The organism is Xanthomonas sp. fls2-241-TYG-148 (genome assembly GCF_030208815.1).
Taxonomy (GTDB): domain Bacteria; phylum Pseudomonadota; class Gammaproteobacteria; order Xanthomonadales; family Xanthomonadaceae; genus Xanthomonas; species Xanthomonas campestris.
Genome location: NZ_JARVTE010000008.1, coordinates 73,242 through 87,682, shown reverse-complemented (window position 1 = coordinate 87,682; position 14,441 = coordinate 73,242). Strand labels below are relative to the sequence as shown.

Sequence of the window (14,441 nt, the reverse complement as noted above, 5' to 3'; positions counted from 1 at the left end):
GAGCGGCTGCGAAACGTCGCTAGCACCCGTCAGGCGGGGCGGACGGCACGGAGGAACCGGAGTGCACGGGGTGCCTGAGGACTAACGAGCACTGGTCGCGCCCGCCTATGGCGACGCACGCGTTTCGATAGCTGCCCTAAAAGAAAACGGCGCTACCCGCCAGGAGGAAGCGCCGTTTCGGCAAGGCCTTGCGACTGCCCCGCTCGCAAGCCTATAGATCAAGAGCTAAATCGCTATATCCGGAGTGGGCCTTTCCGATTCCCCACTCCCGATTCCCAATTCCCGGCCTGTCAGTCCTTGGTCACACGATTGATTTCGGCCAGGCTGGTCACCCCGTGCGAAGCCTTCATCAACGCCGACTGGCGCAGGTCGCGGATACCGATCTTCTGTGCGGCCTCGGCGATCTGCATCGCATTGCCGCCTTCCAGCACGATCGCGCCGATTTCGTCCGTCATCGGCATCACCTGATAGATGCCGGTACGGCCCTTGTAGCCTTCCGTGCACTCATCGCAACCGACCGCTTCATAGAGCTCGATGTTCGCAACCTGCTCCGGCGTAAAGCCTTCCGCCAGCAGCGCATGTTCCGGCAGCGTCGACTTGCGCTTGCAGTTGTTGCACAAGCGCCGCGCCAAGCGCTGCGCGATGACCAGGGTCACCGAGGAGGTGATGTTGTACGGCGCGATACCCATGTTCATCAGACGCGCAATGGTTTGCGGCGCATCGTTGGTGTGCAGTGTCGACAGCACCATGTGGCCCGTCTGCGCTGCCTTGATCGCAATCTCGGCCGTCTCCAGGTCGCGGATTTCGCCGACCATGATGATGTCCGGGTCCTGACGCAGGAACGAGCGCAACGCCGCCGCAAACGTCATGCCCCGCTTGACGTTCTGCTGCACCTGATTGACGCCAGGCAGGCGGATTTCGACCGGATCCTCGGCCGTGGAAATATTGCGCGTCTCGTCATTGAGAATCCCGAGCGCGGTATACAGCGACACCGTCTTGCCCGAACCGGTCGGCCCGGTCACCAGCACCATGCCGTAGGGCTTGTGGATCGCGTCCAGGAACAGCTTCTGCTGGTCCGCCTCGTAACCCAGCTTCTCGATACCGAGCTTGGCCGCGCTGGCGTCCAGGATACGCAGCACCACCTTCTCGCCGAACAGGGTCGGCAAGGTGCTCACGCGGAAGTCGATCTGCTTGGTCTTGGACAGGTTGAGCTTGATGCGCCCGTCCTGCGGCACCCGCTTCTCGGCGATATCCAGCTGCGACATCACCTTCAGGCGCGCCGCGATACGCTGGTTGAGCTTCACCGGCGCCTTGGCCACGTTCTTCAACAGCCCATCGATCCGCAACCGCACCCGGTAGTCGTCTTCATACGGCTCGAAATGGATGTCCGAGGCTCCCCGCCGGATCGCATCCACCAGCACCTTGTTGACGAACTTCACCACCGGCGTGTCATCGCCCTTGGCATCGACCCCAGAATCCCCGCCGGCGCCCATGTCCTCGTCCCCGGCGGACACGTCTAGGTCTCCCATCCCCTCGTCGTCGTCACCCATCGACGAACCGAGCGCCGCATTGCTGGCCTGCCACTGCTCCAAGGTGCGCCGGATCTGATCCTCATCGACCAGGATCGGCTCCACCACCAGATTGGTGTGGAACTTGATATCGTCCAGCGCCCTGGTCTGGGTTGGGTTGCTCACCCCCACGAACAACCGGTTGCCGCGCTTGAACAGCGGCAGCACCTGATGCTTTTGGAGCAACTCTTCACTAACCAGCTTGACTGCATTCTGACTGGCATCGAATACCGACACATCCATCAGCGGCATGCCGAACTCGACTGCGTTGGCGGCAGCGAGCTGGGATGCGGTGACCAACTTCTTCTCAGAGAACCATTGCGGCAGGGGAATCTTTGCTGCCGTAGCCTGGTCCATTGCAGCACGCGCTGTCGCCTCTTCCAACGCACCGTCCTGAACTAGCCGTCTGGCTATGCCGGTTATACCGACCAAGTTAGCGGAAGTGACTGCGCTCATAGGCTTCTCACATATTTTTTGATATCAGCTCTAGTTTACGCTAGTTGGTCAAATCTTCTGCAACCAATAGTCCATTAAAGTTTCCTCGGCCAGTCGATGGGTGCGGCGATACAGCCATGCTCAACAACCAGCAGGGCGATATTTTTGGTCAAAAGCAGAAGCATCACAGGTCCAGAGACCAGCGGCAGAACGCTTCAACTTTAAATCACGCCCTGAAACCAGGGATGATCCTTGGAGGGTACAACTAATCTCACCAACCCCTGAGGAATCCAAAATCGCACTGACGCTGGAACACCTCGCGGATACAGTCAAACCCACGTAACTTTTATCAACGAGTGACGGATCCCTACCATCCTGGACCACTGTTTCGAGCGTGGTTTTCCCTGGCCTTATCTCGGCTAATGCAGCGGTAAGCTGCGCTTTTGCAACTGAACTTTGATAAGCGGGGAATGCTATAGCAGCCAATATGGCAATAATCGCTATAACAATCATCAGTTCTATTAGAGAAAAGCCTTTTTGCCCAGACATATAGCCCCCTCTAATTGCTCAGAAATAGAAAGGCCCCGCCTGTAGCGGGGCCTTTCTGGCGGCACGAGTAACCGTTAGACGCCCGGGCAGCCTGCTGGCGCATGCTTGGCAGCAGCATTGGTCGCGCAGGTCCACGTGCCATCAGTAGCACGGGTCAGGGTGACGGTCTTACCGACAACCTGGGTGTTGCCCTTGAGCGTGCAGACGATGGTGCCGGTGGCGCTCAGTGCAGTGATGGGGCTGATGGTGCAGCGCTCGGTCGGCGACTTCAGGCCGAGATCGCCGATGCCGGTGACCGTGGTCTTGCCTTCGTTCAGTGCAACTTCGTACTGCGTCTTGCCAGGATTGATTTCAGCCAGGCCCGCAGTCACCTGCGACTTGGCGACGTAGTCCTGGTACATCGGGAGCGCGATGGCGGCCAGGATTGCAATGATCGCAATAACAATCATCAGTTCGATCAGCGTAAAACCGTTCTGCTTCTTCATGGGTATTCCCTAGAGTTGTTGAAAGTAGTGTTTGCCCGCGGGCCACTCCCTTTGGGCTCCGCACGGCAACCTCGGCGTGCAGGAACACTCAAGCAGGATGCATGCCAAGTTTCCCGCCCCGCCGAAAGTGTCCGCTGGGGCCAGATGATGAAGGATCTTCCCTTGCAAGAGCGGACGAGGGTAAGGAATTGCGACCAATTGCCAACTAGGCCTCGCCAGGTCACTAGGTGACGCAGAGGGTCAGTCGACTGCGAGGCTTTGCATGGCACGATCCATCATGTGGGATGGGTGTCAAGCAACACAGAAACGGCTACTATCATACCGGTATCCGCCTGGGGATGGCCGGATGGGGATTTGATATGGCAGCAGTGCGTGGAGCAGTCAAGAGCAAGCCGACCTCGCAGGTCGAACAGATGAGCGCGTTTGTCTGGGAGGGGACCGACAAGCGTGGCGTGAAGATGAAGGGCGAACAGACTTCCAAGAACCCTAACTTGCTACGTGCGGAGCTACGACGCCAGGGTATTACGCCGACAGTAGTGAAGGCGAAACCCAAGCCCTTGTTTGGCGCTGCTGGAAAGAAGATTACAGCGAAGGATATTTCATTCTTCAGCAGGCAAATGGCAACCATGATGAAATCGGGCGTGCCTATCGTCGGCGCACTGGAGATCATTGGTAGCGGCCAAAAGAATCCGCGCATGCGCACAATGGTCGGCCAGATCCGAACTGACATCGAGGGAGGCTCGTCGCTACACGAGGCGGTAAGCAAGCATCCCGTCCAGTTCGACGAGTTGTACAGAAACTTGGTCAAGGCAGGCGAAGGCGCCGGTGTCCTTGAGACAGTGCTCGACACCATTGCAAGCTACAAAGAAAACATCGAAGCGTTGAAAGGCAAAATCAAGAAGGCGCTGTTCTACCCGGCGATGGTCGTCGCTGTAGCGCTACTGGTCAGCGCGATCTTGTTGATCTTTGTCGTGCCACAATTCGAAGATGTCTTCAGGGGCTTCGGCGCGGAACTTCCGGCATTTACGCAGATGATCGTCAACATGTCGCGTTTCATGGTGTCGTGGTGGTGGTTGATCCTATTTGTCGCCATCGGAGCCGTCGTGGGCTTCATCTTTGCCTACAAACGTTCACCTTCAATGCAGCACGGTATGGATCGCTTGATCCTCAAGGTGCCGATCATCGGGCAGGTAATGCACAATAGCTCCATCGCCCGCTTCGCCCGTACCACCGCAGTGACGTTCAAGGCAGGCGTGCCGTTGGTGGAAGCCCTAAGTATCGTTGCTGGCGCTACAGGCAATTCTGTTTATGAAGCAGCAGTATTGCGGATGCGCGACGACGTGTCCGTGGGCTACCCGGTCAACGTGGCAATGAAGCAGGTCAACCTGTTCCCACACATGGTGGTACAGATGACTGCCATCGGCGAAGAGGCCGGCGCGCTGGATGCGATGCTGTTCAAGGTGGCCGAATACTTCGAGCAGGAGGTCAACAACGCCGTCGACGCGCTTAGCAGTCTGATCGAACCCCTGATCATGGTGTTCATTGGTACCATCGTCGGCGGCATGGTCATCGGCATGTACCTGCCCATCTTCAAGCTCGCTTCGGTGGTTGGATAAGACGTAATGGCATTTCTCGACCAGCATCCCGGTCTCGGCTTTCCCGCCGCGGCCGGACTGGGACTGCTGATCGGCAGCTTCCTGAATGTAGTGATCCTGCGCTTGCCCAAGCGTATGGAGTGGCAGTGGCGGCGCGATGCGCGCGAAATCCTGGAACTGCCGGACATCTACGAGCCGCCGCCGCCGGGCATTGTGGTGGAGCCGTCGCACGACCCGGTCACTGGCGACAAGCTCAAGTGGTGGGAGAACATTCCGCTCTTCAGCTGGCTGATGCTGCGCGGCAAATCGCGCTACAGCGGCAAGCCGATCTCCATCCAGTATCCGCTGGTGGAGCTGCTAACCTCGATCCTGTGCGTGGCCAGCGTCTGGCGCTTCGGCTTCGGCTGGCAGGGCTTCGGCGCGATCGTGCTGAGCTGTTTTCTGGTGGCGATGTCGGGCATCGACCTGCGCCACAAGCTGCTGCCGGACCAGCTGACCCTGCCGTTGATGTGGCTGGGCCTGGTCGGTTCGATGGACAACCTCTACATGCCAGCCAAGCCCGCCCTGCTGGGTGCGGCGGTCGGCTATGTCTCGCTGTGGACGGTGTGGTGGCTGTTCAAGCAGCTCACCGGCAAGGAAGGGATGGGCCACGGCGACTTCAAGCTGCTGGCTGCGCTGGGGGCGTGGTGCGGGTTGAAGGGCATTCTGCCGATCATCCTGATCTCCTCGCTGGTCGGCGCCGTGCTCGGTTCGATCTGGCTGTTCGCCAAGGGACGCGACCGCGCCACGCCGATCCCGTTCGGGCCTTATCTGGCCATCGCCGGCTGGGTGGTGTTTTTCTGGGGTAACGACCTGGTAGACGGCTACCTGCGTTTCGCAGGCCTGCGTTGAGCAAGCCACGACGATGAGCAACTTCATCGTCGGCCTTACCGGCGGCATCGCCTCCGGCAAGAGCGCGCTCGCCGCTGAGTTCGAGAAGCTGGGTGTACCGGTGATCGACGCCGATGTCGTTGCGCGGCAAGTGGTGGCGCCTGGGCCCATTTTGGATGCAATCGTGGACCGATTTGGTCCAGACATCTTGCTGCCGGATGGCAGGCTGGACCGGCGAGCCTTACGCAACGTTGTTTTTGACGATCCAAGTCAACGCAAAGCGCTGGAAGCCATCACGCACCCTGCCATTCGTGCAGAGCTGCAGCGCGCCGCGCAGGCGGCCGAAGGCGCTTACGCCATCGTCGCGATCCCCCTGCTGGCCGAAGCGGGCGGCCGAGCCACGTATCCCTGGCTGGATCGCATCCTCGTCATCGATGCTCCAGTGTCACTTCAACACGCTCGCCTAATACAGCGGGACGGCACTTCATCAGTCTTGGCTGATCAGATGATTGCCGCGCAAGCTTCTCGCGAACAGCGACTAGCAATGGCCGATGATGTTGTCAGTAATGAGGGCGATACGGCCGATTTAGCGCGGCACGCGCAAGAGCTGGATGCGACGTACCGGGCCTTGCTTCACGCCTCTCAAAGTCGGAACTGAGTGGCATCGCGGCTCATATGCGTCATCGCCTGATTATGAATCCGGGGATTGAGGCCGTGAGCGTGACTCATCTCAAACGCTGAAGCGGACCAAACTAGACGCCGAGCAGCCTGCCCCGCCTGACGGGCAGGCTGCATCCGTGATCGGTACGCAGCCTAGTGCAGCTGATGTTGTCGCCATTATCGATCTGTAAATGTCGACTTCGACCCCGTCCGCGAGGCTCGGCATCGATGATCTTTCGAAGCGTTCGCCTTGCGGGGCACGCACGCTAGCGCGCTGCGGTCACCTCTGCGTTCTACGAAGCGTAGCTCGGCCGGGCGCATAGCCAACGGATTCCCAGCGTGCGGTTACGCGGGCGGTGGCTGGAGTAGGTGGAGTTTGTGGCTGGCTGCAAGCTACAAGTCACTGTTCGCCTGGAAGAGCTAGTAGTGACGAGGGCGGAGTGCTGAGAGTTGCTTGGCCACAGTGATCGCCAGGAGCCCTGCCGCGCGGCGGATTGATGGGTAAGGCCCTCGCGCACGAGTGCGCTTCTACCAAGCGGCTTGGTTAGCGATGGAAAGCCAGTGTTGCGATGACGCCCCGCTCCTGCCCTGGCCGCACGCTCACACGCCAGCCGTAGAGGTCGCAGAGGCGGCTGACGATCGACAGGCCGATGCCGCCGCCTTGCGAGTGGCCGGCGTGGGTGCCCCGATAGCCGCGCTGGAACAGCTTGGCGGCGTCTTCTTCGCTCAAGCCGGGGCCGGAGTCGATGACTTCTACCGCGTCTGCCAGCACGCGTACCCGTACTTGGCCATCCTGGGTGTATTTGACGGCGTTACCGATCAGGTTGCCGAGCGCGACGGAGAGCGCGGATTCGGGTGCGTCGATGACCAGGTCGCGCACGCCTTCCAGCAGCAGTTCCAGCGGTTTTCCGCCGAGCTGGGCGCGGTGTGAGTCGATCAGTTGCTCGGCCACCTTGGCCACGTTGCTGCTGCCCTGCCCGCGCTCGTTGCGCGACAGCAGCAGCAGCGAGCCGATCAGATCGCTGCATTGCTGTTCGGCACGCTGGATGCGTTGCAGCCGCTGCAGCACCTTTTCATCCAGGTTGGGTTTGGTCAGCAGCAGCTCGGTAGCGCCACGGATCACCGCCAGCGGGGTACGCAGTTCGTGGCTGACGTCGGCGTTGAATTCGCGGTCGCGCTGGACCACCTCGGTGAGGCGCGCGGAGTAGTCGTCCAACGCTTCGGCGAGCTGGCCCACTTCGTCATCGGGGAAATGTGCGGCCAGCGGCTTCGGTTCGCTGGTGCCGCCGCGGTAGGCGCGTAGGCGCGCGGCCAGGTCAGACACCGGGCGCATGACCTTGGACGCGGACCACCAGCCGATCAGCAACGACAGCCCGCTGAAAACCAGCACCGACAACGTCAAGGTGCGCTTGAGCTGGATCTCGCCCTTGAGCGTCTGGGTCATGTCGTACGCGAGGAAAAACCACTCGCTGGGCGTCTTGCGCACCGCAAGCTTGTACGAATATGCGTTGCCGCCTTCGTCCACGCCGGAGATGGTGTGAATGCCATCGCGTAGCTGGTACCACTCGGGCTGCTCGCGACGCAGCGCTTCGAATTTGTCGCTCTTCACCACGCGGCCGCGCATCTGCTGCACTGGCAGGTCGGGGTTACGCAGGGGGTCGGAATAGAACCGCTGTGCGAACGCGTCGATATTGCGGTTCATCACGTCCTCCACCAGCTGGTTTTCCACGCGCGAGCGTGCCCAGTTGGTGGCGAAGGCGAACAGCGTCGTCAGGCAGAAGCCCAGCAACACGAACGAGAGAATGATGCGGCTGCGCAGGCGCCGCCGGTAGCGGCCACGCCTGCGCGCGGGCCGCGTTCCGCTGGAGCTCTCAGGCATCGGGCGAGGCGATGCGGTAGCCGATGCCGTGACGGGTCTGGATCATCGGCACGTCGAACGGCTTGTCCACCACGGCACGCAGGCCATGGATGTGCACGCGCAACGAATCCGAGTCGGGCAGTTCTTCGCCCCAGACGCGGGTTTCCAGTTCCTGGCGCGTAACCACGGCCGGTGACGCTTCCATCAACGCCTGCAGGATCTTCAGCGCGGTGGGGTTGAGTTGCAGTAGCTTGCCGCGGCGGCGCACTTCCAGCGTGTCCAGGTTGTATTCCAGGTCGCCGGTTTCCAGCACGCGGGTGTGCACGCCCTTGCCGCGACGCGACAGTGCGTTGAGCCGCACTTCCACTTCCTGCAACGCGAACGGCTTGATCAGGTAGTCGTCGGCGCCGGAATCGAAACCGGCCAGCTTGTTGTCCAGCGAGTCGCGTGCGGTGAGCATCAGCACCGGCGTCTGCTTGCGCGCTTCGTTGCGCAGCTTGCGGCAGACCTCGATGCCGTCCATGCCCGGCAGGTTGAGGTCGAGCACGATGGCGTCGAACTCGTGCACCACCGCTAGATGCAGGCCGGTAACGCCGTCAGCGGCAAAGTCCACCGTGTGGCCACGGTCTTCCAGGTAGTCACCCAGATTGGCGGCGATGTCGCTGTTGTCTTCGATTACTAGAATTCGCACTGGAACCTCGATTGTTTTGAGTCACTGACGCGGCGGTTGGCGATCTGCCGTTGCCGCCGCGCCTTATCGTTTTCTGGTTGGCATTCTGCATCCGGCGCCATTCGGCCGCCGTCGTTCGTCATGCGCCTGGGCCGGTAGCCTAACGCGTTCAGGTGGCCCACATGCATCAGGCCCGCTGGCCGGTCATACCGCATTGAACAGCCTGCATGTGCTGAAGCACGCACAGCGTCTGTTATGACAGGCAATGGGGCTGGAAAGTTGCAGCGCGGACTCCACTGCCGGACACCTACGCCAGCGGGATCAACGATGGCTGCTGGCAGTACGCGTTGCAGATGCCCACGCTGGCCAAGCGCAACTTGGCGGGCAATGGAGATCGTGCCGCCGAGTGCAGACGCCTCTCTCCATGTTGGTCTCGCCCCCTGTTGCGTCATGCGTGTTGTCCGCTGATCCATTGCAGTTGTTGCTGAATGTAGACCTGAACCTGAGGGCCGGCAAGCCGTCACAAAAAGGCCCAGGTGCGGCTAGGCACCTGGGCCAAACGTTCATCCCGATCACCGTCACTGCCGAGAGCGGAGCTACGGTCGGCAGACGTTAGCGGGGCAAGGATTAGAGTTTCGTTAACTTTCTGCTAAAACAGCTGGCGTCCCGATCAACGGACGGCCTGCTCCAGATGCTGGATGATGGTGCCGGCCACATCCACGCCGCAGACGCCCTCCACCCCCTCTAGGCCTGGGGTGGAGTTGACCTCCAGCACCAAGGGCCCGCGCTGCGAGCGGATCAGGTCGACCCCGGCCACCGCCAGGCCCAGCGCACGTGCCGAGCGCACCGCGACATCCTGCTCCTGCGGGGAGGCCTCGGCCATGGCGGCGGTGCCACCCAGATGCAGATTGGATCGGAAGTCACCGTCGGCGGCCTGGCGCCGCATCGCCGCCACTACGCGGTCGCCCACCACGAAGCAACGCAGGTCAGCGCCTTCAGCCTCACCGATGAATTCCTGCACGATGAAATTGGCGTATAGCCCACGCAGCGCCTCGACCACGCCGCGCGACGCGCTGGCCTTCTCGGTCAGGATGACGCCGGCGCCCTGGGCGCCTTCATTCAACTTCACCACATGCGGCGGGGGCCCGAGCATGGACAGCAAGTCCTGGGTGTCGTCGGGGTTGTCGCCGAAGACAGTCACCGGCATATCGATACCTTGCGACGCCAGCAGCTGGTGCGCACGCAATTTGTCGCGCGAACGCAGGATGGCGTCGGAGGGGTTGGGCGTATAGGTGCCCATGAATTCGAGCTGGCGCAGCACCGCGGTGCCGTACCGGGTGACCGATGCGCCAACGCGCGGAATCACCGCGTCAAACCCGGTGATCGGCTTGCCCTTGTAGTGCAGGCTGAAGCCGTCCGCGGCAATGCGCATGTAGCAGCGCAGCGGGTCGAGGATGCGCACGGTGTGCCCGCGTGTGCGGCCGGCCTCGATCAGGCGGCGGGTCGAATACAGCTTGCTGTTGCGGGAGAGGATGGCGATTTTCATCGCGGCATTCGCGCGGCGCGGCCTGGTCATGGTCGGGATCTGATGGCGACGAAAGCCCCAAGCCCGTTCCGCTGCCAATGAGCCGATCGTTGCCAGGCTGCCATGCGCCCTGCACGCGTCGATCCGACTGGTATGCGACGGCCCCAAGGAGTGGGAAGCGAAAGCGACTCAGCGAGGAAGTGGCAACGCAAACCGCGCGGCCTCAACCGGGATCGATGCTAGCAGGGCGCCGGCGCGCTGCTCAAGCAAAGGGTGATGGCAACGCCGCGTGTTGTGGCACCAAGCGGACGCGACATGACGCGCGATATCGAGCCGAACCACCAACGCATCACGATGCCGGTTGCTGACCGTGCGTGGTTGATTGATCACCCAACGACATATACGCAGCCACCCTCACGCGGCCCCACTGCGGCCGTGACGTGTCTTGCACAGTCTCACCAGCAATGCTTGAGCCCCCTAAATGCCGGCGTGCCGGTTCACGAGATCCTGCCCAATGCGACATCCCGCCAGCGCGGCTTATGCCACCCCATCCCGTATCCGCCAAGGCCGCCCGTTCCCACGCGGCGCCATCTTCGATGGCAAGGGCACCAACTTTGCGCTGTTTTCCGCGCATGCCACGCGTGTGGAGCTGTGCCTGTTCGACGAACAAGGTAACGAAAGCCGGGTCGACCTGCCCGAGTACACCAACGAGATCTGGCATGGCTATCTACCCGACGTAAAGCCCGGCCAGCGTTATGGCTACCGTGTGCACGGCCCCTATGCGCCCACCGAGGGACACCGGTTCAACCACAACAAGCTGTTGCTGGATCCATATGCGCGTGAACTCGATGGCGATCTGGTGTGGGCCGATGAGTTGTATGGCTACACGGTCGGGCATCCTGATGGCGACCTGAGCTTCGACGAGCGCGACAGCGCGCCGTTCATGCCCAAGTGCGTGGTGGTTGAAGACACCTACGACTGGGAAGACGATGCGCGCCTGCTCAAGCCGTGGAACGAGACGGTGATCTACGAAACCCACGTACGTGGCTACACCATGCGCAACGCGCAGGTGCCGGAAGCCGTGCGCGGCACCTTTGCCGGCCTGGCGCAGCCATCGGTGCTGCAGTACATCAAGGACCTGGGCATTACGGCAGTGGAATTGCTGCCCGTGCATGCGTATCTGGACGATCAGCATTTGCTGGACAAGGGCCTGCGTAACTACTGGGGCTACAACACCATCAGCTTCTTCGCGTTGAAGTCGCGCTACCTTTCCAGCGGCCATCGCGACGAGTTCCGCGACATGGTCAAGGCGATGCACAAGCAAGGCCTGGAAGTGATTCTGGACGTGGTCTACAACCACACCGCCGAAGGCAGCGAACTTGGGCCGACGCTCTCGTTCAAGGGCATCGACAACGCCAGCTATTACCGTCTTGCCGAAGACAAGCGCTACTACATCAACGACACCGGCACCGGCAATACGCTCAACCTGAGCAATTCGCGGGTGATCCAGTTCGTCAACGATTCGCTGCGCTACTGGGCTGGCGAAATGCATGTGGACGGGTTCCGTTTCGACCTGGCCACGATCCTGGGCCGCGAGCCGAGCGGCTTCGATCAACGCGGTGGCTTCCTGGATGCCTGCAACCAGGATCCGCTGTTGTCGGAAGTCAAGCTCATTGCCGAACCATGGGATTGCGGCCCGGGCGGCTATCAGGTGGGGCATTTCCCGCCGGGTTGGTCGGAGTGGAATGACAAATTCCGCGACAACGCGCGCGAGTTCTGGAAGGGCGAGGACGGCAAGCTGGCAGAGTTTGCAACACGCTTCACCGGCTCTGCGGACCTGTTCGACCGCCGCGGCCGCCGCCCCTGGGCATCGGTGAACTTCATCACTGCGCACGACGGTTTCACCCTGCGCGATCTGGTGAGCTACAACGAAAAGCACAACATCGACAACGGCGAGGACAACCGCGACGGGTCCTCCAACGATGGCTCATGCAACTACGGCGAAGAAGGCGAGACCGACAACGCCGACATCCTGCAACTTCGCGAGCGGCAGATGAAGAACCTGCTCGCCACGCTGCTGCTCTCGCAAGGCACGCCGATGATGCTGGCCGGCGACGAGCGGGCGCAGTCGCAGGGCGGCAACAACAACACCTATTGCCAGGACAATGAAATCACCTGGCTCGACTGGGAAAACGACCCCACCGACGGCCGCCTGACCGACTTCGTCAAATCACTGACCGCGCTACGTAAACGTTACCCGATCCTGTCGCGTGGCCGCTTCCTCAACGGGCAGTACAACGAAGAAGCTGGCCTGCGTGATCTGACCTGGCTCAATCCGGGCGGCACCGAGATGGACGACGCGCACTGGACCGATGCCGGCGCGCGCTCGGTGGGACTGCTGCTGGAAGGCAAGGCGCAGACCTCCGGCGTCAAGGAACGCGGCAACGACGCTACCTTGCTGATCGTGATCAATGCCTACCACGAGGGCGTGACCTTCACCCTGCCCTCTTCCGACGAACCGGTGCACTGGAAGCTTGCGCTCTCCACCGACGAAGCGCTGGAAGTGGACAGCATGCCGGCCGGTGCCAGCGAGTTCCTGGCACCGCCGCGTAGCATCACGGTATTCGAGTGCAAGGTAGGCTGATGCCTTGAGCGTGCGTTAGCAAGCCCGCCTTTCATTGGATGGAAGGCGGGCTTTTTTTTGGCTACTTGTTTGTATGCGGATATCTGGCAGCCTGCAGCGCGGGCGCAGCCGACACAATTGGGGCTTATCGATTTGGCTGCGTAGCCAAGCCGGCCCAGCGCCGATCATGGCCAGCTTGCGCCACACGCCGCAGCACGCGCCGCTGTCCGGCTGGTGTAGGCAGGCGATGAACCCTATCAGCGATTGCCATGCAGGGTGCAATGCCGTCTGCAGCCTCGTGCTTACCTAAGCCTCTTGTCTACGCGCACGCGGATGATGTTCGACCGTGATCGCGATGCGCTTGCAAACGGCATCGGGTATCGCGTAGCCGAGCCCAGCAATCACTTCCGACAAAGGGTCACGCCGGAGGCCGCCAGACTGTGTTGACCTTTCCCCCAGCGCGCAGCCGCGCTACCAAGCGTGAGGCTGTCGATCTCGCCCGCGCGGCCGTTTGATTTCCATCTCTGTGTGTGTGCCACAAGTAGCAGCGATCGACCGCAGCTCAGCCCGGATACAACGGAAAGCGCTTGTCCGGGTGCTTGGCCTTCCATTCCTTATAGGAGCTGGTGCCCTCCCACGCCTTGAACGCGCGCGGCGTGCGACCACGACCGGACCAGGTCTCGCCCGAATGCGGCAGCCAGTACTTGGCGGCCACCTCGCCGCTAGACGTCAACGGGCCCTTGACCTTGCCGGTCGTGGCCAGCGAAGCGATCTGGGCTTTTTGCTTGGTGTTGAAGCGGCCACCGAACTGGGTCAGCGTCTCGATCACCTGGTCGAACGCTTCCAGGGTCTGGGCGTATTTCAATTGCGCCTCTTCCTGCTCGAGCTTGCGCAGCTCTTCCAGCAGTTGGGCTTTGGCGGCGGCGGAGGGTGACGCGGGCGAACCTTGGCGCATGGGCGAAGCAAAATTCTTGGACAGGTCAGCGAGTATTGCCGTTGCACCGCCCAGCGTAAAGCGGCTGCAGCACGGCAGTTGCAGGCCCGCCCAGCGTAAAGCGGCTGCAGCACGGCAGTTGCAGGCCCGCTCAGCGTGGCCGCAGCAGCGCCTGCTCGCGCGCCATGGTCAAAACCGGGCCGATGCGCCCGTTACGGATCAGCTCGCTGCAGTGCTTGCCGACGAATTCGACCCGTGGCGCGCAAAACCACTGCCTGACGCGCTCCACTTCGCCGGCATTGATCGACCAGGCATGGAACACCGTCTCCCCGAGCTCCTCCACACCGATCAAGCCAAGCTCTTGAATTTGCTCGGCATCCAGCCCAAACATTTCCAGCACCTTGCCGGCATCGTCCAGGGTGCCGAAGCCACTGTTCATCTGATCCGCCATACCGGCGGCATAGGCGACCGACGCGGCACGCGCATATTCGGCGCGCCGCATGCCTTTGAGGAGTGCTCCAACCAATTGGGTGTGCGTGGTGGCCATGGCGCTTGTGTCGAAGGATGTTGCCACTATGGGCGTACGCTCGACCCCGCTCAATCAGGAGCTTCCTGACGGCGGGGAAGGAAATTGCGAAGCGATCTGCGCGGCCGCTTCGCCAACGATGG

At 61.6% G+C, this 14,441-nt stretch carries 12 protein-coding genes, 1 other RNA gene and 1 pseudogene; 5 read left to right on the top strand and 9 right to left on the bottom strand.

The features are described from left to right. Window positions 1-4: 4 nt before the first annotated feature. The 4 genes from QRM60_RS10690 to QRM60_RS10675 form a co-directional block, all read right to left on the bottom strand. Window positions 5-76: non-coding RNA, sX9 sRNA (locus QRM60_RS10690), on the bottom strand. Window positions 77-290: 214 nt separating this feature from the next. Further along, window positions 291-2,024: a type IV-A pilus assembly ATPase PilB gene (gene pilB / locus QRM60_RS10685; RefSeq protein WP_285446175.1), complete on the bottom strand. Its 1,734-nt coding sequence runs from the start codon at window positions 2,022-2,024 to the stop codon at window positions 291-293. 120 nt (window positions 2,025-2,144) lie between these two features. After that, entirely contained in the window at window positions 2,145-2,552 is a 408-nt protein-coding gene (locus QRM60_RS10680) for a pilin (protein ID WP_129588891.1), read from the bottom strand. A gap of 74 nt (window positions 2,553-2,626) precedes the next feature. After that, window positions 2,627-3,037, bottom strand: a complete 411-nt coding sequence (locus tag QRM60_RS10675) for a pilin (protein ID WP_274497102.1) — start codon at window positions 3,035-3,037, stop codon at window positions 2,627-2,629. A 359-nt stretch (window positions 3,038-3,396) separates the two neighbouring features. Between QRM60_RS10675 and QRM60_RS10670 the strand changes: the two genes are divergently transcribed. The 4 genes and pseudogenes from QRM60_RS10670 (at window position 3,397) to QRM60_RS10655 (ending at window position 6,609) form a co-directional block, all read left to right on the top strand. Then, complete coding sequence (locus tag QRM60_RS10670; protein ID WP_129589289.1) at window positions 3,397-4,653, top strand: type II secretion system F family protein; 1,257 nt, start codon at window positions 3,397-3,399, stop codon at window positions 4,651-4,653. Window positions 4,654-4,659: 6 nt separating this feature from the next. After that, window positions 4,660-5,523: an A24 family peptidase gene (locus QRM60_RS10665; protein WP_011038216.1), complete on the top strand. Its 864-nt coding sequence runs from the start codon at window positions 4,660-4,662 to the stop codon at window positions 5,521-5,523. 13 nt (window positions 5,524-5,536) lie between these two features. Further along, window positions 5,537-6,160: a dephospho-CoA kinase gene (gene coaE, locus QRM60_RS10660; protein WP_285446174.1), complete on the top strand. Its 624-nt coding sequence runs from the start codon at window positions 5,537-5,539 to the stop codon at window positions 6,158-6,160. Between the two features lie 167 nt (window positions 6,161-6,327). Further along, window positions 6,328-6,609, top strand: a pseudogene (locus tag QRM60_RS10655) (SymE family type I addiction module toxin). Window positions 6,610-6,706: 97 nt separating this feature from the next. Here the strand turns inward: QRM60_RS10655 and QRM60_RS10650 are convergent. The 3 genes from QRM60_RS10650 to rimK all read right to left on the bottom strand — a co-directional run bounded on the left by QRM60_RS10650 (window position 6,707) and on the right by rimK (window position 10,236). After that, window positions 6,707-8,041, bottom strand: a complete 1,335-nt coding sequence (locus QRM60_RS10650; protein WP_012437598.1) for a HAMP domain-containing sensor histidine kinase — start codon at window positions 8,039-8,041, stop codon at window positions 6,707-6,709. Next, window positions 8,034-8,711 carry a response regulator transcription factor gene (locus QRM60_RS10645; protein ID WP_003490678.1) on the bottom strand — a complete coding sequence of 226 codons (678 nt, stop codon included), beginning with the start codon at window positions 8,709-8,711 and terminating at the stop codon, window positions 8,034-8,036. The genes QRM60_RS10650 and QRM60_RS10645 overlap by 8 nt, the downstream gene beginning before the upstream one ends. Before the next feature lie 649 nt (window positions 8,712-9,360). Further along, window positions 9,361-10,236 carry a 30S ribosomal protein S6--L-glutamate ligase gene (rimK, locus tag QRM60_RS10640; RefSeq protein ID WP_285446173.1) on the bottom strand — a complete coding sequence of 292 codons (876 nt, stop codon included), beginning with the start codon at window positions 10,234-10,236 and terminating at the stop codon, window positions 9,361-9,363. Between the two features lie 493 nt (window positions 10,237-10,729). Here rimK and glgX point away from each other — a divergent pair, with 493 nt between their 5' ends. Continuing rightward, the gene (gene glgX / locus QRM60_RS10635) at window positions 10,730-12,859 is read left to right on the top strand and encodes a glycogen debranching protein GlgX (RefSeq protein WP_016945001.1); all 2,130 of its coding nucleotides are present in this window, start codon (window positions 10,730-10,732) and stop codon (window positions 12,857-12,859) included. Window positions 12,860-13,400: 541 nt separating this feature from the next. Here glgX and QRM60_RS10630 read toward each other — a convergent pair. Together QRM60_RS10630 and QRM60_RS10625 are read right to left on the bottom strand one after the other, a co-directional pair. Continuing rightward, a complete protein-coding gene (locus QRM60_RS10630; protein ID WP_011038224.1) occupies window positions 13,401-13,793 on the bottom strand; it encodes an H-NS family nucleoid-associated regulatory protein in 393 nt (130 codons plus the stop codon). A gap of 130 nt (window positions 13,794-13,923) precedes the next feature. Continuing rightward, complete coding sequence (locus QRM60_RS10625) at window positions 13,924-14,319, bottom strand: hypothetical protein (RefSeq protein WP_285446172.1); 396 nt, start codon at window positions 14,317-14,319, stop codon at window positions 13,924-13,926. Window positions 14,320-14,441: the final 122 nt, after the last annotated feature.

Coding starts and splice junctions, on each gene's coding strand:
- coaE (WP_285446174.1), top strand. CDS start 5,537: ATGAGCAACTTCATCGTCGGCCTTACCGGCGGCATCGCCTCCGGCAAG.
- rimK (WP_285446173.1), bottom strand. CDS start 10,236: ATGAAAATCGCCATCCTCTCCCGCAACAGCAAGCTGTATTCGACCCGC.
- QRM60_RS10680 (WP_129588891.1), bottom strand. CDS start 2,552: ATGTCTGGGCAAAAAGGCTTTTCTCTAATAGAACTGATGATTGTTATA.
- pilB (WP_285446175.1), bottom strand. CDS start 2,024: ATGAGCGCAGTCACTTCCGCTAACTTGGTCGGTATAACCGGCATAGCC.
- glgX (WP_016945001.1), top strand. CDS start 10,730: ATGCGACATCCCGCCAGCGCGGCTTATGCCACCCCATCCCGTATCCGC.
- QRM60_RS10675 (WP_274497102.1), bottom strand. CDS start 3,037: ATGAAGAAGCAGAACGGTTTTACGCTGATCGAACTGATGATTGTTATT.
- QRM60_RS10625 (WP_285446172.1), bottom strand. CDS start 14,319: ATGGCCACCACGCACACCCAATTGGTTGGAGCACTCCTCAAAGGCATG.
- QRM60_RS10665 (WP_011038216.1), top strand. CDS start 4,660: ATGGCATTTCTCGACCAGCATCCCGGTCTCGGCTTTCCCGCCGCGGCC.
- QRM60_RS10670 (WP_129589289.1), top strand. CDS start 3,397: ATGGCAGCAGTGCGTGGAGCAGTCAAGAGCAAGCCGACCTCGCAGGTC.
- QRM60_RS10650 (WP_012437598.1), bottom strand. CDS start 8,041: ATGCCTGAGAGCTCCAGCGGAACGCGGCCCGCGCGCAGGCGTGGCCGC.
- QRM60_RS10630 (WP_011038224.1), bottom strand. CDS start 13,793: ATGCGCCAAGGTTCGCCCGCGTCACCCTCCGCCGCCGCCAAAGCCCAA.